Source organism: Mesorhizobium sp. WSM4313 (assembly GCF_002294725.1).
GTDB lineage: Bacteria > Pseudomonadota > Alphaproteobacteria > Rhizobiales > Rhizobiaceae > Mesorhizobium.
On sequence record NZ_NSFT01000005.1, the window covers coordinates 358,379 to 379,793 of the forward strand.

Genomic DNA, 21,415 nt, shown 5'->3' on the forward strand with positions numbered 1-21,415 from the left:
AAAACGCTCCCGCGGAAGGCAAACTCCCGCGGGAGCACGGTCGTTCGCCCTTTTAGGACGAACGCGAACTAAAGCAAGCCGGCTTGCGTCATCAGCTCGATGACCTTCTTGGAATTCAATCTCGCCGGATCGACTTTCGGCGCCTGCAAGTCAGTCAGCGGCACCAGCTTAGGGTTGGATTGGGCATCCTTGCCGATCGCATATTCATAGGACGTTCCGGTCTTCAGCACGTCCTGGCCGCCCTTGCCGGTCACCCACTTCAGGAATGCCTGGGCTTCCTTCGGGTGCTTGCTCGACGCCAGCACGCCGCCGCCGGAGATCGACACGAAGGCGCCCGGATCCTGGTTCTTGAAATAATGCAGGGCGACATTCCGGCTGTTTTCGCCGGTCTTGGCCTGATCGCCGAAATAGTAATAGTGATAGATCACGCCGCCATCGATCTCGCCGGCATTGACCGCCTTCATCACCGTTGAGTTGCCCTTGTAGGCGGTGAAATTCTCCTTCATCGCCTTCAGCCAGTCGGCGGTAGCGGCCTCGCCCTTGAGCTCGAGCAGGGCGCTGACAATGGCCTGGAAGTCGGGGCCGGACGGCGAGGCGGCCCAGCGGCCCTTCCAGCTCGGATCGGCAAGATCGAGCAGCGACTTCGGCAACTGGTCTTCCTTCAGCTTGACCTTGTTATAGGCAAAGACGGTGCTGCGGGCGGCAACGCCGACCCATTTGCCAGTCGACGGCTGGTATTCCTGCGGAGCCTGCGCCAGCGTATCGGCGTCGACCGGCGCGAACAGTCCGGCGGCTTCGACCAGCGCCATTGCCGGCGAATTCTCAGTCAGGAACACGTCTGCCGGCGAGGCCGCTCCCTCGGCGACGATCTGGTTGGAGAAGTCGCTGTCGCCGCCATTGCGCAGCGTGACCTTGATGCCGGTTTCCTTGGTGAAGCCCGCTGCCCATTCCTTGGCGAGGCTCTCATGCTGGGCATTGTAGACGATAATGCCTTGATCCTCGGCCTTGGCCGGGCCGGCGATCAGGCCGAGCGCCAACGCGGCGCCGGCAAGCGTGGAAAGGGCAATTTTCATGGGCATCGTCCTCAATTCGAGACAGGGGTTTGGGCACGGCTGCACCTACCAATACATGATTGTTATAGTCAACATTGTGATCCTGCTTCAATCGGTCGCCTTTCCGCAAACTTTCGTGATTTTGCGGCAGTTTGGCTTGGACATTATTTCGCCGGCCACGTAACAAACCAGGGCCGAGACGCGAACATTGGGGGTAAACTCTTGTGACCGGCAAGGACGAGGCCGAGCTTTCCCGGCTGCTCAGGGCCGCGATCGCGGGAGACGAAAGGGCTTATGCCGACTTTCTGCACGGGATCGCCGCCCTCGTTCGCGGCTTTGTCCGGCGCAAGATCGTTCAAGGCGGGGTCGATCCCGAGGATGTCGTGCAGGAAACCTTGCTGGCCATTCATGTCAAACGCCACACCTGGCGGCCTGATGCGCCGGTGCTGCCCTGGGTCTATGCGATCGCCCGCTTCAAGCTGATCGATGCGTTCCGCCGGCGCGGGCGGCGCATCGAGGTCGAGATCGACGAGATCGCCGAAACCTTCGCCGAGCCGGAGGCGGAAACAGTGAGCGAGCGCGACATCAATCGGGCGCTAGACGGCCTGCCGCCGGCGCAACGCTCCGTGGTGGCATCGATCTCGGTCGATGGCCATTCGATCGGCGAGACGGCGAGCAAGCTCGGCATCAGCGAGACGGCGGTGCGCGTGTCGCTGCATCGCGGCCTGGCCGCGATCGCCAAAAGATTTGGACGAACAGCGACATGAGGACAGAGGATCTCATCAAGGCGCTCGACGCCGATGCCCGCGACGAGGCGATGCCGATGGACAGGGCCTGGTGGCTGGCGGTCGGCGTGGCCATGGCGATCGCGGCGATGGTCTTCTTTGCGACCATCGGGCCGCGTCCCGACATCATGCCGGCCATGCACACGATGCGCTTCATGTCCAAATTCGTGTTCACGCTGACGCTCGCCGCCAGTGCCTTCGCGCTGATCCGCGCGCTGTCGATGCCGGGCGCCTCGACCAGGCGGGCGACGGCCTGGATGATCGCCGCGCCGCTTCTGGTGGTGCTGGCGGTGGTTCTCGAGCTTTTCGTCGTGCCCGAGGCCGATTGGGGCAAGCGGCTTATCGGCTCGAACATGATGATCTGCATGAGCTTCATCCCGCTGATCGGCATCGGCCCGCTGGCTATCTTCCTCGGCATGCTGCGCTATGGCGCGCCGACGCGGCCGGTGTTGGCGGGCGCGGTGGCCGGCCTGCTCGCCGGCGGGCTCGCGGCGACCTTCTACGCCGCGCATTGCTTCGATGATTCGCCCCTCTTCGTCGCCACCTGGTATACGGTCGCGATCGCCTTCCTGACCGCGCTCGGCGCGCTAGGCGGACGGTTTTTCGTCCGCTGGTAGGATTAGACACCGATCCTTCGGTACAGTTTTGAAACAGTACCTTAATCATACCGGCAATTGTTTGCCGGTTATCGGAGCAGCCGCTGCCGCTCGTGCAACCATTCCTTAAAATCGATCCGCCAGAGTTGTGGCAACGCGCAGTCGCGCATTGGGTGGGATCGCATTGTGGCGTGGTTGAGTTGGAAAGGTCCGCGGGCCGGCAAGCGCGCCGTGCCCGTCTTGATGGCAGCCGGACTCGTTGCCTTGACCGCATCGGTCCTGTTGCCGGCGCTGGAACTCGGCACGGACGCGTTGAAGGTCTGCCTGCAGATATCCGTCGCCGTCACGGCCGTCACGCTGTTTGTCTCGGCGCTGTTCATCCGCAAGATCATCGACGACCGCCGGCAGATTGCCGAGAGCGAGCAACGCTTCCGCCGGGCCATGGAGGATTCGGCGATCGGCGTCGCCATTGTCGGCCTCGATGGCCGCATCCTTCAGGCCAATCCTGCCTTCGCCGACATGCTCGGCTACACCCGCTCGGAAATCGAGGCGCTGACCTTCTTCCAGATCACGCATCCCGACGATCTGCAGATCGGCCGCGAGACGATGACGAGCCTGAAGGAAGGCAAGATCCACTCCTTCCATTTCGAGAAGCGGTATCTGCGCAAGGACGGCACCCCGGTCTGGGCGCAGCTCGCCGGCTCGGTCATCCGTGAAGAGGAGACAGGTCGTCCGCTCTATCTGGTGTCGCAGATCGAGGACATCGATGCGCGCAAGCAGGCCGAGGCGCGCATCGCCGAGGCAGAAGACCGGTGGAATTTCGCGCTCACCAGTGCCGGACAGGGTATCTGGAGCCTCGATATGCGCAGGGGCGGCACCACCTATTCCGAAACCTGGGTGAAGATGCTGGGCTATGCCGATGGCGAGCTCGACGGCGACCCCGATCGCTGGCTGGCCATGATCCATCCCGACGACCAGGAACGCGTCGCCGAGGCGGATCGCGCGCACCTTGCCGGCGAGACGCCCTTTTTCGAGGCCGAGTTCCGGATGCGGCACAAGGACGGCCGCTGGGTCTGGATTCTCGACCGCGGCAAGGCGATCGAGCGCGATGGCGAGGGCCGGCTGATCCGGGCAATCGGCAGCCTGACCGATATCACGGAACGCAAGGAGGCCGAGGCGCGGCTGATGGTTTCGGCGGCCATGCTGGCCGACGAGAAAGAGCGTCTCAGGGTGACGTTGCAGTCGATCGGCGATGCGGTGATCTGCACCGATGCCGCCAACCGCATCACCTTTATGAATCCGGTCGCGGAAAAACTCACCGGCGTCGTGGTCGGCGAGGCCCTGGGCAAGCTGCTCGGCCACGTCTACTGGGCGGTCGACGAGGAAAGCGGGCAGAAAATCGGGCTCTCGCGCCCTTCCGCGAGCGAGCAGCCGCACTGCGACCAGAACACGCGCGCTGTGCTTGTCCGGCGCGACGACACGCGCTGCAGCATCCGCCAGGTGGTGTCGCCGATCATGAACGACCGCGACGAGTTCTGCGGCCTCGTTATCGTCTTCCAGGATTTCAGCGACGCGCGCGCCCTGCAGCGCCAGCTGGCCTACGCCGCCGCCCACGACGCGCTGACCGGGCTCGCCAATCGCTCGAGCTTCATCCGCATCATGGAAGATCTCGTTGACCAGTGCCGCCTCAATGGCGGTGAGCATCAGTTCATGTTCGTCGATCTCGATCACTTCAAGGCGGTCAACGACACCGGCGGCCATGCCGCGGGCGATGCGCTGCTCAAGCGCGTGGCCGACGCCCTGCGCAATGTGCTTGGCCCGGAAGACATCGTCGCGCGGCTTGGCGGCGACGAGTTCGCCGTCGTCCTCAAATCGGGCGCCGCGGCGTGCGGGCCGATCGCGGCGCGCTCGATCATCGACGCCATCGGCAATCTCGATTTCAGCTGGGACGGGCGCCCGCATTCGATCGGCGCCAGCATCGGGCTTGCGCCGATCCGCGCCGGTTGCGGCGAAGTGGACGAGATCATCGCCCGCGCCGACGCCGCCTGCTATGCCGCCAAGGCGGCCGGGCGCGGCTGCGTTTCCGCCGCGCCCGACGAAGTTTCGACAGGCGAAATCTCGAACGGCGGCGTGCCACTTCCGCCGCTCGCCGCGGCGTCCTGAGCCGCGTCGAAAAGGTTCAGCCGCAGAAGATCAGCGCGTCGGCACCGGATGGTCGCCGCGATAATCGTAGAAGCCGCGACCGGTTTTGCGGCCGAGCCAGCCGGCTTCGACATATTTCACCAGCAGCGGGCACGGGCGGTATTTGGAGTCCGACAGGCCCTCATGCAGCACCTGCATGATCGACAGGCAGGTGTCGAGGCCGATGAAGTCGGCGAGCTGCAGCGGTCCCATCGGATGGTTGGCTCCCAACCGCATGGCGGTGTCGATGGCGTCGACCGTGCCGACGCCTTCGTAGAGCGTGTAGATCGCCTCATTGATCATCGGCAAAAGGATGCGGTTGACGATGAAAGCCGGGAAATCCTCCGAGACGGTGATGGTCTTGTCGAGGTGCTTCACATAGGTCTTGGCGGCCTCGAAGGTCTGATCCTCGGTGGCGATGCCGCGCACCAGCTCGACCAGCTTCATCACCGGCACCGGGTTCATGAAGTGAATGCCGATGAAGCGCTCGGGACGGTCGGTCTGGGCGGCAAGCCGGGTGATCGAGATCGACGAGGTGTTGGTCGCCAGAATCGCTTCCGGATTGAGCTGCGGGCAGAGCTGCGCGTAGATCTTGCGCTTCACCGTCTCATCCTCGGTCGCCGCTTCGATCACCAGGTCGGCGGCGGCGAGGTCGGCCATAGCCGGGGCGGCGGAAATACGCGCCATTGCTTCGTTGCGCGCCTTCTCCTCGAGCTTGCCGGAGCCGACCTGGCGCGCCATGTTGCCGCTGATGGTGGCGATGCCCTTCTCGATACGGTCAGCCGACACGTCGTGGATCAGGACCTTGTAGCCGCCCAGCGCCGAGACATGGGCGATACCGCCACCCATCTGACCCGCGCCGACAATGCCGATCGTCTCGATCTTGCTCATGACCCCGATCCCGTCCGGAGCATCTTCCGCGTCTTGAAGCGCGGAAACGCTCCTGTTGTTCATTTCCTGCAACCCGGACGCAAAACCGCCGGATTGGCTTCAGGCCTTGATGGCCCGCTTTTTGTGCAGTGCAAACTAAAAGGGCGGGGCGACTTCGTCTACCCCACCCTTCCGATTTTAATATGCCAGAACCGGTGGCGTCAAAGCGCCTTTTGCAGCTCCGGCAGGATGACGAAGAGATCGCCGACCAGGCCGTAATCGGCGACCTGGAAGATCGGGGCTTCCTCGTCCTTGTTGATGGCGACGATCACCTTCGAGTCCTTCATGCCGGCCAGGTGCTGAATGGCGCCGGAGATGCCGACGGCGATGTAGAGGTCGGGCGCGACCACCTTGCCGGTCTGGCCGACCTGCCAGTCGTTCGGTGCATAGCCGGCGTCGACTGCGGCGCGCGAGGCGCCGACCGCGGCGCCGAGCTTGTCGGCGACCGGCAGGATGACTTCCTGGAACTTCTCCGAGGAACCAAGCGCGCGGCCGCCCGAGATGATGATCTTGGCCGAGGTCAGCTCCGGACGGTCGTTCTCGGAGAGCTTGTTCTCGATGAAGGAGGAGAGGCCTGGATTGGCAGCGGCGCCGACCGTCTCGACCGCGGCCGAGCCGCCTTCGGGCGCCGCCGCGAAGGACGCGGTGCGCACCGTGATGACCTTCTTGGCGTCGGTCGACTGCACGGTCTGGATGGCGTTGCCGGCATAGATCGGCCGCTTGAAGGTGTCGGGCGAGACAACCTCGATGATCTCGGACACCTGGGCGACGTCGAGGAGTGCCGCCACGCGCGGCGCGATGTTCTTGCCCGACGAGGTCGCGGGCGCGACGATCGCGTCATAGGAGCCGGCGAGCGAAACGACCAGCGCCGCCGTCGGCTCGGCGAGACGCTCGGCAAGCTCGTCGGCCTCGGCCAGCATCACCTTGCGTACACCCTTCAGCTTGGCGGCGGCATCAGCCACGCCCTTGGCGCCCTTGCCGGCCACCAGCACGTCGACATCGGAGCCGATCTGCAGCGCCGCCGACAGCGCCTTGGCGGTCTGGTCGGAAAGGCTTGCATTGTCATGTTCGGCGATGAGGAGAATTGCCATTTTCTTTGTCCTTTCCCGATCGCTTTAAAGCACGCCGGCTTCGTTCTTCAGCTTCTCGACCAGTTCGGCCACCGACTTCACCTTGACGCCGGCCTTGCGGCCGCCCGGCTCCTCGGTCTTGATCACCTTGAGGCGCGGCTTGACGTCGGCGCCGTAGTCGGCCGGGCTCTTCTCGTCGAGCGGCTTCTTCTTGGCCTTCATGATGTTGGGCAGCGAGGCATAGCGCGGCTGGTTGAGGCGAAGGTCGGCGGTGACGATCGCCGGCATCTTCAATTCCACTGTCTGCAGGCCGCCGTCGACCTCGCGCGTCACCTTGGCCTGATCGCCTTCGAGCACGATCTTGGACGCGAAGGTGCCCTGCGGCCAACCAAGCAGTGCCGCCAGCATCTGGCCAGTCTGGTTCGAATCGTCGTCGATCGCCTGCTTGCCGAGGATGACGAGGCCGGGCGCTTCCGCCTCGACCACGCCCTTCAGCACCTTGGCGACGCCCAGCGGCTCGGTCTGCTCGTCGGTCTTGACCAGGATGGCACGGTCGGCGCCCATGGCGAGCGCGGTGCGCAGCGTCTCCTGCGCCTGCTGCGGGCCGACCGAGACGACGATGATCTCTTCAGCCTTGCCGGCTTCCTTGATGCGGATCGCTTCCTCGACCGCGATCTCGTCGAACGGGTTCATCGCCATCTTGACGTTGGCAAGCTCGACGCCCAGTCCGTCGGCCTTCACCCGGACCTTGACGTTGGCGTCCACAACCCGCTTCACGGGCACAAGGATCTTCATTTTCCTGTCACCTCTCCTGAGATAGTCGGGGCGCTATAGCAGCGTGCGCCCTGTCAGAGTTGTCGAAAGCCGACATCGCGGACGGAATATCCGCCCAGCTGTGCCGTTTCCGTAGTGGCGACAAATCGGCGCGTCAATATCCCACGACGCACCCAAATCGGTTCAGTCCCGGGGCGCCGCTGCTCCACGGCCCCATTGCGCCGCCGGCTGCGCCGGATCGCTCGCGGCCGGCTCGACAGGAACAGGCGGCTGCTGGATGTTGGGCGTCGGGTCCGGCTCGCCGTCGGCGCCGGCCAGCAGCGGCACGCCGCGGCTGCGCAGCACCAGCACCAGGATCGATCCGGCGATGATGCCGCCGATATGGCATGCCCAGGAGATCTGGTCCTCGCCGGCCGCTGCGAACATCACGATCTGGAACAGGATCCATAGGATCAGCGGAATGAAGGCCGGGATGCGCAACGGAATGCGGGCAAAGGCCAGCACCCAGACTTTCACCCGGGGGTAGAGGATCAGGTAGGCGGCGACGACCCCGGCGATGGCGCCCGAAGCGCCGATCAACGGCACCTGCGAATCCCAGGCCACCAACCCCTGGAAGAAGGCGCCGGCGATGGCGCAGGCAAGGTAAAAGATCAGATAGCGGATATGGCCGAGCGCATCCTCGACATTGTCGCCGAACACCCAGAGGAACAGCATGTTGCCGCCGAGATGGAAGATGTCGGCATGCAGGAAGGAATAGGTGAGGTAGCTCAGGCTCTCGGGGATGACGACGAATTCGGGCGAGAGCTCGACCTTGTCGTGAACCACCGACGGGATGAAGCCGAGACCGAGAACCGCGGCATTGGTGAAGTTCTCACCGCCGAGCGTGGTCGCCAAGTAGACCAGCACGTTCGCCACGATTAGGCCGATCGTCACATATTGCAGCCGGATGTGACGCAGCCTGTTGGTGTCGTAAAGCGGGATGAACATCGGACCCTCCCGCCTGCGGTTTCAGCGGTTCTTGCCGGGAACCCATAGCACGTCGGCCTTTCCATTGTCATTGACCGCGCGGGCGGCGACGAACAGGAAATCCGAGACGCGGTTGATGTATTTGAGCGCCTCGCGGTTGACATGCTCGGCCGGATCCTGCGCCAGCGCCACCATCAGGCGCTCGGCGCGGCGCGCCACGGTGCGGGCAAGATGGAGGGCGGCCGCGGCGGGCGTGCCGCCGTTCAGCACGAAGGATTTCAGCGGCTGCAGCTCCTTGTTGAGCGCGTCGATGTCGTGCTCGACGCGGTCGGTCTGGGCCGCGACGATGCGCAGCGGCTCGTATTCCAGCGGCCTGCCGTCATCCGGCACGGCGAGGTCGGCTCCCAGATCGAACAGATCGTTCTGGATGCGCGACAGCATGGCGTCGATCGCCGGATGCTCGGCGCCGGTGTGGACGCGGGCCATGCCGATGCTGGCATTGGCCTCGTCGACGGTGCCATAGGCGTCGACGCGCAGGTCGGATTTCAGCCGCCGCTCGCCGGTGCCGAGCCCGGTGGTGCCGTCGTCGCCGGTGCGGGTATAGATCTTGTTGAGCTTGACCACGCCGTGCCCTCTGAGATCCTCTATTTGCGCGTGAAATAGACAACCAGCAACAGCAGCGCCAGGGCCACGGCCTGCAGCATGATGCGCGCCTGCATCAGCTTGTTCGAGGTGAAGCCGGAGCCGCCGCGCATCATGTTGATCAGGCCGCGAACCAGCACGATCACCACGGCGGCCATCGCGACGATGGCGAGAATCTTGAAGATGATGAGCATCTGGCTGGCTCCGGTTCAGGTTCGGTCAGGCGCGCCTGGCGAGCACGCGGTAGAGCAGGGAGGCCGGCAGGATGCGTTTCAGCGCCGCGCCGATCCTGGCCGGCAGCGTTACCACATAGTGCGGGCGCGGGCGCTGTGACAGAAGCGCGTGGCGCAACGCCCTGTGCACGATCTCCGGTCCCGGCTTCAGCTTCGACACGCTGCCGCCCGCCTGAAGCCTTGCGAGCTGCGCCTGATAATCGGCGCGGTGGACGGAATTCTCGACGTCGATATTCTTCACGAACCAGGGCAGGCCATTGCTGGCGATCTTCGACCTCACCGGTCCCGGTTCGATCAAGGATAGGTGGATGCCGCTGCCTTCGAGCTCCTGGCGCATGCACAGCATCAGGCCTTCGATGGCGTGCTTGGAGGCCGAATAAGCGCCCCTGAAGCGGACCGGCGCCAGCCCGAGGATCGAAGAGCAGTGGACGAGCCGGCCGTGCCCCTGGCGGCGCATGACCGGAACGATGCGCCGGGTGAGGTCGTGCCAGCCGAAGAAATTGGCCTCGAACTGCTCGCGAAGTGCTGCGACCGACAGGTCCTCGACGGCGCCGGGCTGGGCATACGCGCCATTGTTGAAGAGCGCGTCAAGAGTGCCGCCGGTGCGCTCCAGCACTGCATCGACCAAGGCGGCGATGGATTCGGGCTCGCGATAGTCGAGATAGAAGGCCTCCAGGCCGTCGGCCTCGAGGGCTGCGATGTCGGCCGGCTTGCGCGCCGTGGCGAAGACCCGCCAGCCGTCCGCCTTCAACGCCCGCGCGCAATAGGCGCCGATGCCGGAGGAGGCGCCGGTGACGATGACGGTGCGCAACTCTTCTGCCGCGGGGCGCGTTGTGAGACCTGGGGTTGCCATTTACCGCAATCACTTCCCATATTCGCGGCGTTGACACAATCGAGCGGAGCGCAGGCCCTTGCTGCGGAATATCGTCGCCCTCAAGCGCGTGCTCTACGATGCGATAGGCCACTTTAACACTGATGACGGCTGGGCGATGGCCAGCCATCTGGCGATCACCTCGCTGATGGCACTGTTTCCGTTCCTGATCTTCGCCACCACGCTTGCCAGCTTCCTCGGCGCGCGCGCCTTCGCCGACACGGCCGTGCATCTGGTCTTCGACACATGGCCGGAGCAGATCGCCAAGCCGATCGCGCATGAGGTGCTCAACGTGCTCACGGTGCGCCGCACCGACCTTCTGACCTATGGCGTGCTGCTTGCGGCCTATTTCGCTTCCAACGGCATCGAAGCCCTGCGCACTTCGCTCAACCGCGCCTATCGGGTCACCGAGACGCGCGGCATCATCCACCGCCGGGTGCAAAGCATCATCTTCGTCCTGATCGCCACCGCCTGCTTTCTCGCCATCAGCGTGCTTTTGGTGTTCGCGCCGCTGCTCGCACGGCTGGCGGAGGCGCATCTGGAGTGGATCAAGCCGTATATGGGCACGATCACCATCTGGCGTTACGTGATCGCCTCGACGGTCATCGTCATCGGGCTGTTCTCCGTGCATATCTGGCTGCCGGCCGGCAAGCGGCGCTTCGTCTCGATCATACCGGGCATCGTCTTCACGCTGGTCGCCTGGCTGGTCGGGTCGACGATCTTTGCCACCTATCTCGACCATTTCTCGTCCTATGTGACGACCTATGCCGGGCTCGCCTCGATCATGATCGCGGTCGTCTTCCTCTACATCATCTCGGCGATCTTCATCCTCGGCGGCGAGCTCAACGCCGCGATCAGCCGTTATCTCGAAGCCCGAGCGCGGGTTGGGTGAGTTGGCGCCGGTCAGAAGAGGAACTGAAGAACTGGAGAATTGAAGAATTGAGGAACTGGAGAAAATGCGCCGACGCTTGGCTCCCCCCTTCTTCTTCAATTCCTCAATTCCTCAATTCCTCAATTCCTCAATTCTCCAGTTCCCCAGTTCTTCAATTCCCCAGTTCCCCTTTCCTCGCCTGCCGCGCCGTCGCCAGGGCGACGCCGAGCGTGGCGATCGCCATGCCGGCGATCTGCAGCAGATTGAGCTGCTCATTGAAAAGCGCCCAGGCAATGACCGCGGTTACGGCCGGCACCAGATAGAACAGCGAGGCGACCTTCGACATCTCACCGTCCCTGATCATCACCATCAGCAGGAATATGGCGCCGACCGACAGCACCAGGACCAGCCAGGCCATGGCGAAGATCAATTCGCCATTGACGGTGACGGCGCGGGTCTCGAAGGCGAGCGAGCCCAGGATCATCACGGCGGAGCCGCCGACATACTGCCACATCGTCGCCGACACCAGATCGCCGCCTGAGGCATAGCGCTTGTGCCAGATGGTGCCGGCGCTCATGCCGAGCACGGAGACGAGCGAAGCCGTCAGCGTCGCCGGCGTGACGCCGCCGCCCAGCGCCCCCAGCTTCGGCCACAGCACGATGACGACGCCGAGAAGGCCGACGGCAAGACCGGCCCAATGGCGCGGCAGGATCGCTTCGCCGAGGAACTTTCCGGCGAGCACGGCGGTGATCAACGGCTGCAGGCCGACAATCAGCGCCGAAAACCCGGCCGGCATGCCCCCGTGAATCGCCCAGAAGACGGCGCCGAGATAGACACCATGCATGAGGACGCCGGCCACCGTTGCGTGCAGCGCCTCTTCGCGCGTCGCCTTGCGCGAGCCAAGCAGAACGGTCAGCCCCGCGAACAGGGCCGCCGCGATCACGAAGCGGATGGCAAGGAAGGTGAAGGGTTCCGCCCAGGGCATGGCATAGCGCGCGCCAATGAAGCCGGTCGCCCACAGAACGACGAAGGAGGCGGGAATGAACCGCTTGATGCTCTGCATGGGGGAGGCTGCCGGGATGAACGGTTGATGACGGCAATTGCTCTAATGCCGTTCAATCCCGCAAGCAAAACGAAACGGTTGATCCATAAGCTAAGTTGAATTCATCAAACCGTGCCAAGAGGGGCATGGCGCATCGCCGCGCCATGGTGGGGCATGTTTTTGCATCTGGACACGACCTGGCTGTTGTTCGCCTTCGCGATCATCCCCGGCTTCGGCTTCTTCTTCGGCACGGCGCTCGACGCGATCATGGGGGAGAGCGGCTTCGGCCCGACCGGCAACACACTGCTGTTCATCTTCGGCTTTTTCGTCGCGGTGGGGGTCGCAAACAAGCATGGCATCAGCCTGAGCGATCTCAAGCTGGCGGTGGCCTGCGGGCTGGGCGGCGCCTTTGTCTTCATCAGCGTGCTGGCGCTGATCAAGGCCGGGATGGCGCGCTTCTAGCCAGCTAAAAACCGACCAATCTTCTGACGTCCTGCGGCGACATGCCCGCCTCCCGGAGGGAGGCCAGGCCGGTGTCCTTGAAGCTCTTGGACAGTTTCCTGCCGTCCGCACCGAGGATCAGGCGGTGGTGGAAATAACGCGGCTGCGGCAGGCCGAGCAGTTGCTGCAGCAGGCGCTGCACCCCGGTCGCCGAATAGAGGTCCTGGCCGCGCACGACATGGCTGACAGCCTGCAGCGCGTCGTCGACGACGACGGCGAGATGGTAACTGGTCGGGATGTCGCGGCGGGCGACGATGACGTCGCCCCAGGCCCGCGGTTGTGCTTCGATTGCTCGCGTCGCCGACATCGTCTCGTCGGTGAACTCCACCCACAGGCCGGCCGTGACGCGCGCCATCGCCGCCTCGACGTCGAGCCGCCAGGCGAAAGGCATGTTGTCCGCGATCCGCCGCTTGCGTTCCTTCATCGGCAAGTGCTTGTCGAGCGGCGGATAGAGCGGCACGCCGTCCGGATCGCGCGGCCAGTCGCGGCCGCCGGTCTCGGCGATAAAGGCGCGGATCTCGCCGCGACTCATGAAGGCCGGATAGACGAGTTCCTCGGCGATCAACCGGTCCAGCACCTCCCGGTATTCGGCGAAATGCTCGGACTGGCGGCGCACCGGTTCTTCCCAGCGCAATCCCAGCCATTCGAGGTCGCGGAAAATGCCGGCTTCGAATTCGGGCGTGCAGCGCAGGACATCGATATCCTCGATGCGCAGCAGTAGGCGCCCGCCGACCTGCGCCGCCATGCGCTGGTTGAGCAGAGCCGAGTAGGCATGGCCGAGATGCAATTGGCCATTGGGGCTCGGCGCGAAGCGGAATGTCAGGAGTGTCATATCTCGGGCGGTATTCGGGTTGAAAGGCGCTTCCGCCGGTTGCTAGTTAGCCATCAATTGCCATTTCGCGGGCGCCCTGGGAACAAGCAACGTGCAACGCATCGCCTCGCTGGATGACATTGCGACAGGGCTCGACGCGCTCTGCCGGATCGATCCGCGGCTGGCGGCCGTGCGCGGCCGGGCGGGCGAAGTGCCGCTGCGGCTGTCGGAACCTGGCTTTCAGAGCCTCGCTTCCATTATCGTTTCACAGCAAGTTTCCCGCGCCAGCGCCGACGCCATCTTCGGGCGGCTGGTGAAGCTTGTCGACCCGCTGACGCCGCAAGCAATCCTTGCCGCCGGCGAGGGCGTGTTTCGCGAGGCCGGGCTGTCGCGGCCGAAGCAGCGCGGGCTGCTCGCCGTCGCCGAAGCGGTGGCCTGCGGGCTCGATCTCGATCACCTGTGCACGCTGGACGCCGGCGAGGCGATCGCGGCGATGACGGCCGTGCCCGGCATCGGCCCATGGACGGCCGAATGCTACCTTTTGTTTGCCGCCGGGCACCCGGATGTGTTTCCCGCGCGCGACGTCGCCTTGCAGACGGCGGTCGGCCATGCGCTCGGAATCGACCCGCGTCCGCCGGAGAAAATGCTTATCCGGCTGGCCGAATCATGGAGCCCATGGCGGGGTGTCGCGTCGCGGCTTTTTTGGGCTTATTACCGGGAATTGAAGGGCAGGGATGCGGCGCCGACTGTCGAAATGGCAAAAAAAGCCTGAAAATCATGCGGTTTTGGCGATTTCGACGCACGACAATCCGCTTCACATCCCTGTCATGTCGGGCTTACAGTATCCGCGCCGTTCGGTTCTAGAAGCAAGGAGGCGAAGGACGTGACGGTTGCCGTATCTCCGGATGGGCTTCCCGCGCTGGTGCTGAACGCGGACTACCGTCCGCTCAGCTATTATCCCCTGTCGCTCTGGTCGTGGCAGGACGCCATCAAGGCCGTCTTCCTCGACCGGGTCAACATTGTCGCCGAATACGAGCACGCCGTCTCTTCGCCGACCTTCTCGATGAAGCTGCCGAGCGTGGTCAGCCTCAAAGCCTATGTGAAGCCGTCCAGGCATCCCGCCTTCACGCGCTTCAACGTGTTCCTGCGCGACCGCTTCCAGTGCCAGTATTGCGGAACGCCCGAGGATCTGACGTTCGACCATGTCATCCCGCGCCATCGCGGCGGAGCGACGACGTGGGAGAATGTCGTCGCCGCCTGCTCGCCTTGCAACCTCCGCAAGGGCGGCATGATGCCGGCCCAGGCCAAGATGTGGCCGCTGCAAAAGCCTTATCAGCCGACCATGCACGACCTGCACAACAACGGCCGCCTGTTCCCGCCCAACCATCTGCATGAAAGCTGGATGGATTATCTCTACTGGGATGTCGAACTCGAACCTTGAGATCGTTCGAGAATTCGGGAGGCTGGCCGTCTGAAGCAAGCGTCTGCGCTTCCGGTGCTCACGTACTGTAAGTACGCTCCGCTCCGGTTCTCGACGCTCACTTCAAACGACTCATCCTGCCGAATTCTGTGAACGATCTCGCGCCGCCGCTTTGGTGCCGGCTCAGTCCCGCGCGAGCGCGCTGCGGAAGGCGACGGCGGCGAGGACGAGGCTGGCGATGGCGTTCCAGCCGGCGAGCGACAGGCCGAGGATGCGAAGGGCGGCCTTGTCGCAGGAGGGCGGCACGAACTTGTCGAGCGCGTCGAGCACGCCCTTGCCGCCAGTGTCGACCGGACCGGCGCCGGCGGTGCAGTCGGCCGGACCTTGCCACCATGCCCATTCGACGCCCGAATGATAGACGCCGAGATAGAGGCCGTAGAGCATCAGCAAGCCGCCGATCGCGAGCAGCCCGCGCGTCACCCAGGCCGGCGCACGCAGCATCGAGGCGATCGCCGCCAGCACCATCAGCGGCACGCCGATATAGTAGGGCGTGCGCTGCTCCAGGCAGAGATGGCAGGGGATGTAGCCGCCGATATATTGGAAGGCGAGCGCCGAGCCGACCGTCGCGGCCATGGCGACGGCGAGAAAGAGCGCCGCGCGCATGCGCTGGCGTCCGGTATCGGCATTCATGGTCGCGGTCATCTATCGGGTCCGTTGTTGCGTCGCTATCCGTGGGCGTATCTGACGAGGATATAGAGCAAAATCAGGGCAGTGGCGCCGGCGCCGACAATCAATCCCAAGCGCTTTTCGATGAACTCTCTGATCTCCTCGCCATAGCGGCGAAGCAGCCAGGCAAGCAGCAGGAAACGCGCGCCGCGCGCCACGATCGCGAGCCCGATGAAGAGCAACAGATTGACGCCGATGACGCCCGACAGGATCGTCACCACTTTGATCGGCGGCAGATGGGCCGCGCCCGAGGTGACCAGCATCAGGATGATGAAGCCGACGCCGGACGAGGTGCGCAACCGCTCGAATTCGTCATATTTGCCGTAGAATTCGAGCACCGGCTTGGCGACCGCCTCATAGGCATAGTGGCCGATGAACCAGCCGGCGACGCCGCCCAGGACCGAAGCGACCGTGGCTATCAGCGCATAGCGATAGGCGCGCTGGGGTTTGGACAGCGCCATCGGCAGGAAGAGCACGTCGGCCGGCACCAGGAAGACCGAGCTTTCGACGAAGGCAATGAAGGCCAGCCACCATTCGGCCGATTTGCGCGCCGCCAGCGACAGGGTCCAGTCGTAAAGTCCGCGAAGCATCGGCTCTCCTAATGCGATTGACACAATTCCGGACGGAAAACCGCTGCGCTTTTCCTGGAATTACCTAATGCATGTCGCCCAAACGGCGCAGCGGTTTTCGGCCACCGGCACGGACGAAACAAGGACCCAAAGCGCCGCAGCCGCCATTATCGACCGGGCACCTTAAACATTCGCCTCTCTAGAAAGATTTCCTGCGGCGCACAATGGCGGCGGTCCTTACAAGACCGCCGGATGCTGTTTGGCCGAAGCGGCGCCGGCAAATCCGCAACAGGCCAGTTGACGAACACCCATCCGCCCGTATAGTCCGCGCCCATCCAGGCCGCCCGGCCTGAGCCCCTATGGCGGAATTGGTAGACGCGCTCGACTCAAAATCGAGTTCCGCAAGGAGTGCTGGTTCGATCCCGGCTAGGGGCACCATTCTTCGCTCTGCGAGCTTCGCATGGCAGGCCACCCTTTTTGCTTCGGGTGGCAGGCCATTGCCCCTACGAGCTTCGCATGGCAGGCCATCCCGAATGCCCTACCGCATATTCCCCGTATGCCCCTGCGAGTAGCGCCCCGGCTGCGGCCACACCGTCAGGCCATGCGGCTCGGCGCCGACGCGGATTTTCGTCACGGCGCCGCTGGTGGTGTCGATCATATAAACCTCGCTGTCGAAGCGGCCCGACAGCCATAGCTGCCTGCCGTCGGCGCTGACATTGCCCATGTCGGGGCTGCCGCCGCCGGGGATCGGCCATTGCGCGATCACGGCGCGGGTGGCGAAGTCGATCACCGTAATGCTGCCCGGGCCCCTGGCCTTGCCCTGCTCCATCCTGTGCGAGCCGCGGTTCGAGACGTAGAGCCGCTTGCCGTCGCGGCTGACGACGAAGCCGTGCGCGCCGATGCCGGTGTGGATGAAGCCGATTTCCCGAAAACTGTCCCCGTCGACCAGGAACACGCCGTCATTCATCATGTCGGCGACGTAGAAGACCTTCCCGTCGGGCGATAGGCGGATGTCCTGCGGCATGCCCATCCTGGAGAAGTCGAGATGGCCGAGCAACTTCTGGTTCTTCAGGTCGATCTTGGCCAGGCCGCCGTTGCCATATTCGCAGGTGAAGATCGCGTAGGAGCCGTCGGCAGAGAAGTCGGCATGGTTGATCCCCGGGCAAGTCGGCGTCGGCAGGCTGGATTTCAACGCCATGGTCGTCGGATCGCGGAAATCGAGCTGCTCCATCGCCTCGTCGACGACGATTGCCGCGCTGCCGTCCGGCATGAAATACAGATTATAGGGGTCGTCGACCGGGATCTGCTGGCCGGGCCTGGCCGTCATCGGGTCGATCGGCGTAAGGCTGCCGTTCCTGCCGGTGCCGTTGTTGGCGACCCACAGCGTCTTCAAATCCCAGGACGGCACGACATGCTGCGGCTTGCTGCCGACCGGAAAGCGGCCGACCTCCTTCAAGGTGACGGTGTCGATCACCGAGACGGAGTTGGAGGAGCGGTTCGGCACATAGACGCGTGGCAGTGCGCCGGCGGTGGCGGGGCTCAGATGGCCGGCCGTGGTCTGGCTGTAGATGTTGACCGGGGGAGGGGGCGGATCGCTGCAATCCTCCGGGCAGGTGTCGGCCACGGCTCGAGCCGGAAACATGGCGAGCAGGACAAGCGGCGCACAAAGGCGGGCGAAGCGCAGGACGATATCGATCATTTGAAGTGCTTTGTGGTGAAGGCAGGCCGGGTCCGGCCGCCGCAAGCCATAGCCGGTGTCTCGCCGCCCATTTAGCGTCTTTTCAGCAGGCTCCGCATGCGGTTGCGCAGGATGCGCGCCATGTTGCGGGTCTCGCGGTAGAGATGCAGTTGCGAGGCGGCCTGACGGGCCAGCCGGTCGGCGTCCGGCGTCAGCCCGATCACCAGCGTGCCCATCGGCTTGCGCTCGCTCCACAGACGGCTCATCACCGGATGGTCCGGAACCGCGCAGGAATCGGTCATGACGATGTTGGGATCGTCGAGATGCTGCCTGGTCACCTCGATCATCAAGAGCGTGCCCGGCGAATAGGCGGAGAGCGCCTCGTCATAGGCCGTCTTCCAGGTATAGGCGACGCCGGCCTCGACGAAGACGACCAGGCAGGCGATGGTGCGGCCGTCGAGCGTCAAGAGGTGGATGCGGCACATGTCCTGCTCGGCCAGCCTGTGCACGGCCTCGCGGGCGAAGGCGGCGCGGTAGCGGTCGATCGCCATCGCGGTGCGCTCGCGGCCTTTCCAGCCGGCCGCTTCCAGCGTCAGGAAGCTTTCGATGGCGTGGCGGATCTCGTCCGGCCCGCGCGCCACGGTGTGCTCCAGCTTGCCGAGGTCGGCGAGACGCCGCTTCAGGCGGCGGAATTCGCGATAGTGATGCGCGCGCAGCGATGCCTTGAGGTAGTCCTCGCCGTCGGCGTCGCTATCGAGCACCGGACGCTCGACCTTGCCGGTGGTCACCATGGTCAAGCCGCGGCTGTCGGCAAAGGAGGTGAGCAGACTCGCCACCGGACCGTCAAGGCGCATATCGGGCAGCACGAAAACCTTGGGCAACTTGAGATGCGGCCGCGACAGCATCGAGAAGAAATCCTCGATGACGCCGACCGGATCGTCGCGATCGACCAGCGGCGTTCCGAGCGGGCCGAACGGGCTCGACCATGCGCGCATCACCGGGACGCCGAGCGGGATCGCCGGCCGCTCGACCGAGAACGGCGCCAGAAGCCGCAGCCGGTTGCGGTATTCGTCGCCGTCGCGGATGACGGCCAGCCGCACCTCGCGGTCTTCCAGCCGCGGCATCGCCGGCGCCAGGAAGCGCGGGTTGAAGAAGACGTTCGGCTCGATTGTGCGGGCGCTGAGATAGTCAAGCTCCTCGACAAGGTCGAAGCCGGCCGAGGCCGGGTAGATGGCGAGCTTGCGCTCCGGCCTGTTGCTGGCGAAGAGCTCGATATGGGCGGGGTCGACCTCGCGCGCCAGGCCGGCAAGGTTGGAAACCATGGCGCCGGCGGTGCCGCCGCTGGTCTCTTCGAGCAACGGGACGGCGGCCATCAGGCGACTTCCTTGTTTGCGGGCACGAAGATCGCCATCACGATGCCGAGCTTGCGCCAGACGGTGAAGGAGAGCGCGCTGGCCTCGAAGACCATGGCGAGGCTGGTGGCGATTGCCGCGCCCCAGAGGCCGAACAGCGGAATGAGGATCACGTTGAGGCCGATGTTGAGCGCAAGCGTCATGGCATAGACGGCGGCGCAAATGTTCTGGTTGCCGCTCATGGTGAGCAGGCTTTCGCAGGGGCCGACGGCGGCGCGCGCCACGACGCCCAGCACCAGCAGGAAGAGCAGCGGGTAGCCGGCGGCGAATTCGGGACCGAACAGCACCAGCATAGGCTCGCCCAGCGCCAGCACCATGAGCGCCATCAGCAGCGAGGGCCAGAAGGTCCAGGAGACGGTCTCGCGGGCGAAGGCGGCGAGCCGATGCGGCTCGCCATGCGTGAACTGGGCGTAGCGCTGTGCAACGCCGGCCTTGACCGCGAAATAGACGAAATGCACGAGCGCCAGCGTCTTCACCGTGGCGAAATAGACCGCGACGTCATTGGGGTCGAGATAGGCGCCCACCATCAGCACGTCGGCATTGGTGAGCAGGAAGAAGAAGCCCTCGACCAGGAAGATCGGCAGCGAGACGAGGATCCACTGGCCGAAATGCACCGCCATCGGCCCGGCCGGGATCTTTTTCTCCATGCGCGAGGTGACGGCCATCAACTGACCCAGCGTGGTGACATAGGTTGCGGCGATGGAGGCGAAGATCGCGGTCTTGGCGTCGGGCACATAGTGCAGGCCAAGCATCAGCGCCATGAACGCCAGGATCAGCACCGGCCGCACCAGATAGGTGGGCGACAGCGCCAGCAGCGCCCAGGAATTGGCGCGCGCCAGCCCTTGCAGGAGATCGCCGAGCGCGATCATCGGCAGACAGATGACGCCGAGGATGAAGGGGATGACGTAGTAGTTCTCGATCCAATCCGAGGCGAGCCAGACGCCAAGCGCGCCGAGGCCTGCCACCAGCGTCGAGGCGACGAGCACGAAAAGGCGGCTCGCCTGCACGATGCCGCGCAGCTCGGCCAGCATGCCGCGCTCGCGATATTCGGGAATGAAACGGATGACCGAGGTGTGGAAGCCGAGGCAGGCGAGATTGCCGACGATGACCATCGTCACCCAGACCAGCACCGAGATGCCGTATTCGAACGAGCCCATCCAGCGTGCCATCAGCACCTGGCTGACGAAGGCGATGAAGGCGCTGACGATGCGGATGGAGAAGGCGATCAGCGACATGCGCCCGGCTTCGCCGCGCTCGTCGGCGGTGGACAGCACGGCATCGATGCGGCCAAGCAATGGCCGCATGCGCAGCGCCCAGCGCTGCGGCAGGAACCGCCCGGCAGTCGTTGCCGCGGAAAAGCGCACCCCGAATACTCTCCGTTTTCCGCCTCTTTCCAAGGTTTCGGTCTATCCGAAACACCTTAAGAAAGGATGGGTGGGGTGCGGGCTTTTCCTTCTCCCCTTGTGGGAGAAGGTGTCGCCGAAGGCGACGGATGAGGGGTGTTCCAGGGAACGCAGACCTCTCACTCCGCTGGAACACCCCTCATCCGTCTCGGCGCTATCGCGCCGATCCACCGCCCGGGGCGAGCCACGGGTCTCGCCCGTCCTTCGGACCCCACAAGGGGAGAAGGCAAGAGGCGCCCTACATCCCCTGCATAGCGTCGCAGGACACATTCGGGTTCATGTCGGCGAAGGCGCCGGTGGGGTTTTGCTTCCAGGCCCAGACATGCAACTCGTAGAACGGGCCGAGGCCGTAGCGGTTGGGCGCGGTGTTGAAGTTGAACAGATGGCCTTCGAGCGAGGCCGGGCCCTTCGCGGTGATGTATTCGACGGCGATCAGCTTCAGTGTGCCGTCGGCCATCGGCTCGTACATCACCGCTTCCGGCTTGGCGACGTCGACGGCGTCGTCCTTCAAATAGGCGGCGTTGACGTAGTGGATGCCCATGGCGCCGCCGGTGAGGCCGCTGGCGCAGGGGATCGGCGCGTAGCCTTCGGCTTTCGCCACGGCAACGTCCTCGAAGCGGCTGTCGAGCGTCCGCACCTTTTCGGCGAGCGGATTGACGGTTTCGGCCGTGGCCGCGCCCGCCATCAGCATGATGATCGAGGCAGAAGCGCCGATAACGCATTTGATTAAGGTCTGAATGTTCATTTGTCTCTCCAATTGAGGCGCGCAAGCGGCGGCAGTCGACCGGTAAGCCAACTCCGAACGCCGGCGGCGCTGTCGCTAAAAGGGATGGTCGCTGATCCTGACCAGAGCGGTTCACCGAACGAACCGCTCCAAGTCTT

At 64.5% G+C, this 21,415-nt stretch carries 23 protein-coding genes and 1 tRNA gene; 8 read left to right on the forward strand and 16 right to left on the reverse strand.

Translation table 11 applies throughout. The features are described from left to right. Window positions 1–68: 68 nt before the first annotated feature. Window positions 69–1,073 (reverse strand): iron ABC transporter substrate-binding protein, encoded by a 1,005-nt coding sequence (locus tag CK219_RS14875; RefSeq protein WP_095767488.1) that lies wholly within the window; start codon window positions 1,071–1,073, stop codon window positions 69–71. A gap of 203 nt (window positions 1,074–1,276) precedes the next feature. On the opposite strand from CK219_RS14875, the gene CK219_RS14880 reads away from it, so the two are divergent. The 3 genes from CK219_RS14880 (at window position 1,277) to CK219_RS14890 (ending at window position 4,596) form a co-directional block, all read left to right on the forward strand. Next, a complete protein-coding gene (locus CK219_RS14880) occupies window positions 1,277–1,819 on the forward strand; it encodes a sigma-70 family RNA polymerase sigma factor (RefSeq protein WP_095767489.1) in 543 nt (180 codons plus the stop codon). Further along, window positions 1,816–2,454, forward strand: coding sequence for an NrsF family protein (locus CK219_RS14885; protein ID WP_095767490.1), 639 nt, complete (start codon window positions 1,816–1,818; stop codon window positions 2,452–2,454). Before CK219_RS14880 ends, CK219_RS14885 begins: the two co-directional genes overlap by 4 nt. 243 nt (window positions 2,455–2,697) lie before the next feature. Beyond that, window positions 2,698–4,596 (forward strand): PAS domain S-box protein, encoded by a 1,899-nt coding sequence (locus CK219_RS14890; protein WP_245340482.1) that lies wholly within the window; start codon window positions 2,698–2,700, stop codon window positions 4,594–4,596. A 30-nt stretch (window positions 4,597–4,626) separates the two neighbouring features. Here CK219_RS14890 and CK219_RS14895 read toward each other — a convergent pair whose 3' ends face one another. From CK219_RS14895 to CK219_RS14925, 7 genes are all read right to left on the reverse strand, one after another. Beyond that, complete coding sequence (locus CK219_RS14895; RefSeq protein ID WP_095767568.1) at window positions 4,627–5,505, reverse strand: 3-hydroxybutyryl-CoA dehydrogenase; 879 nt, start codon at window positions 5,503–5,505, stop codon at window positions 4,627–4,629. A 200-nt stretch (window positions 5,506–5,705) separates the two neighbouring features. Beyond that, entirely contained in the window at window positions 5,706–6,635 is a 930-nt protein-coding gene (locus CK219_RS14900; RefSeq protein WP_095767491.1) for an electron transfer flavoprotein subunit alpha/FixB family protein, read from the reverse strand. 24 nt (window positions 6,636–6,659) lie between these two features. Further along, complete coding sequence (locus CK219_RS14905) at window positions 6,660–7,409, reverse strand: electron transfer flavoprotein subunit beta/FixA family protein (RefSeq protein WP_095767492.1); 750 nt, start codon at window positions 7,407–7,409, stop codon at window positions 6,660–6,662. A 162-nt stretch (window positions 7,410–7,571) separates the two neighbouring features. Then, window positions 7,572–8,375 carry a rhomboid family intramembrane serine protease gene (locus CK219_RS14910; RefSeq protein ID WP_095767493.1) on the reverse strand — a complete coding sequence of 268 codons (804 nt, stop codon included), beginning with the start codon at window positions 8,373–8,375 and terminating at the stop codon, window positions 7,572–7,574. 21 nt (window positions 8,376–8,396) lie between these two features. Next, on the reverse strand, window positions 8,397–8,978 hold the full coding sequence (locus CK219_RS14915) for a cob(I)yrinic acid a,c-diamide adenosyltransferase (protein ID WP_095767494.1): 582 nt from the start codon (window positions 8,976–8,978) through the stop codon (window positions 8,397–8,399). A 20-nt stretch (window positions 8,979–8,998) separates the two neighbouring features. After that, window positions 8,999–9,190 carry a twin transmembrane helix small protein gene (locus tag CK219_RS14920; RefSeq protein WP_095767495.1) on the reverse strand — a complete coding sequence of 64 codons (192 nt, stop codon included), beginning with the start codon at window positions 9,188–9,190 and terminating at the stop codon, window positions 8,999–9,001. Between the two features lie 25 nt (window positions 9,191–9,215). Beyond that, complete coding sequence (locus tag CK219_RS14925) at window positions 9,216–10,082, reverse strand: SDR family oxidoreductase (RefSeq protein ID WP_095767496.1); 867 nt, start codon at window positions 10,080–10,082, stop codon at window positions 9,216–9,218. 58 nt (window positions 10,083–10,140) lie between these two features. Here CK219_RS14925 and CK219_RS14930 point away from each other — a divergent pair, with 58 nt between their 5' ends. After that, entirely contained in the window at window positions 10,141–10,992 is an 852-nt protein-coding gene (locus tag CK219_RS14930) for a YihY/virulence factor BrkB family protein (RefSeq protein ID WP_095767497.1), read from the forward strand. A gap of 151 nt (window positions 10,993–11,143) precedes the next feature. Here CK219_RS14930 and CK219_RS14935 read toward each other — a convergent pair whose 3' ends face one another. Continuing rightward, the gene (locus CK219_RS14935; RefSeq protein WP_095767498.1) at window positions 11,144–12,034 is read right to left on the reverse strand and encodes a DMT family transporter; all 891 of its coding nucleotides are present in this window, start codon (window positions 12,032–12,034) and stop codon (window positions 11,144–11,146) included. Window positions 12,035–12,217: 183 nt separating this feature from the next. Between CK219_RS14935 and CK219_RS14940 the strand changes: the two genes are divergently transcribed. Further along, complete coding sequence (locus tag CK219_RS14940; RefSeq protein WP_245340483.1) at window positions 12,218–12,475, forward strand: hypothetical protein; 258 nt, start codon at window positions 12,218–12,220, stop codon at window positions 12,473–12,475. Between the two features lie 4 nt (window positions 12,476–12,479). On the opposite strand, the gene gluQRS is transcribed toward CK219_RS14940, so the two are convergent. After that, window positions 12,480–13,346, reverse strand: coding sequence for a tRNA glutamyl-Q(34) synthetase GluQRS (gene gluQRS, locus CK219_RS14945; RefSeq protein ID WP_095767500.1), 867 nt, complete (start codon window positions 13,344–13,346; stop codon window positions 12,480–12,482). A 91-nt stretch (window positions 13,347–13,437) separates the two neighbouring features. Here gluQRS and CK219_RS14950 point away from each other — a divergent pair, with 91 nt between their 5' ends. Together CK219_RS14950 and CK219_RS14955 are read left to right on the forward strand one after the other, a co-directional pair. Further along, window positions 13,438–14,097 (forward strand): DNA-3-methyladenine glycosylase, encoded by a 660-nt coding sequence (locus CK219_RS14950; protein WP_095767501.1) that lies wholly within the window; start codon window positions 13,438–13,440, stop codon window positions 14,095–14,097. 111 nt (window positions 14,098–14,208) lie between these two features. After that, window positions 14,209–14,766 (forward strand): HNH endonuclease, encoded by a 558-nt coding sequence (locus CK219_RS14955; protein WP_095767502.1) that lies wholly within the window; start codon window positions 14,209–14,211, stop codon window positions 14,764–14,766. 162 nt (window positions 14,767–14,928) lie between these two features. On the opposite strand, the gene CK219_RS14960 is transcribed toward CK219_RS14955, so the two are convergent. Beyond that, window positions 14,929–15,447, reverse strand: coding sequence for a disulfide bond formation protein B (locus tag CK219_RS14960; protein ID WP_095767503.1), 519 nt, complete (start codon window positions 15,445–15,447; stop codon window positions 14,929–14,931). Window positions 15,448–15,470: 23 nt separating this feature from the next. After that, window positions 15,471–16,061, reverse strand: a complete 591-nt coding sequence (locus CK219_RS14965) for a YqaA family protein (protein WP_095767504.1) — start codon at window positions 16,059–16,061, stop codon at window positions 15,471–15,473. A 332-nt stretch (window positions 16,062–16,393) separates the two neighbouring features. On the opposite strand from CK219_RS14965, the gene CK219_RS14970 reads away from it, so the two are divergent. Continuing rightward, window positions 16,394–16,478: transfer RNA gene (locus CK219_RS14970), tRNA-Leu, on the forward strand. 100 nt (window positions 16,479–16,578) lie between these two features. Here the strand turns inward: CK219_RS14970 and CK219_RS14975 are convergent. The 4 genes from CK219_RS14975 to CK219_RS14990 form a co-directional block, all read right to left on the reverse strand. Then, on the reverse strand, window positions 16,579–17,739 hold the full coding sequence (locus CK219_RS14975) for a YncE family protein (RefSeq protein ID WP_095767505.1): 1,161 nt from the start codon (window positions 17,737–17,739) through the stop codon (window positions 16,579–16,581). A 71-nt stretch (window positions 17,740–17,810) separates the two neighbouring features. Beyond that, entirely contained in the window at window positions 17,811–19,091 is a 1,281-nt protein-coding gene (locus CK219_RS14980) for a GNAT family N-acetyltransferase (RefSeq protein WP_095767506.1), read from the reverse strand. Beyond that, on the reverse strand, window positions 19,091–20,494 hold the full coding sequence (locus CK219_RS14985) for a lipopolysaccharide biosynthesis protein (protein WP_095767507.1): 1,404 nt from the start codon (window positions 20,492–20,494) through the stop codon (window positions 19,091–19,093). The genes CK219_RS14980 and CK219_RS14985 overlap by 1 nt, the downstream gene beginning before the upstream one ends. A 277-nt stretch (window positions 20,495–20,771) precedes the next feature. Continuing rightward, window positions 20,772–21,224, reverse strand: a complete 453-nt coding sequence (locus CK219_RS14990; protein WP_095767569.1) for a hypothetical protein — start codon at window positions 21,222–21,224, stop codon at window positions 20,772–20,774. Between the last annotated feature and the right edge of the window lie 191 nt (window positions 21,225–21,415).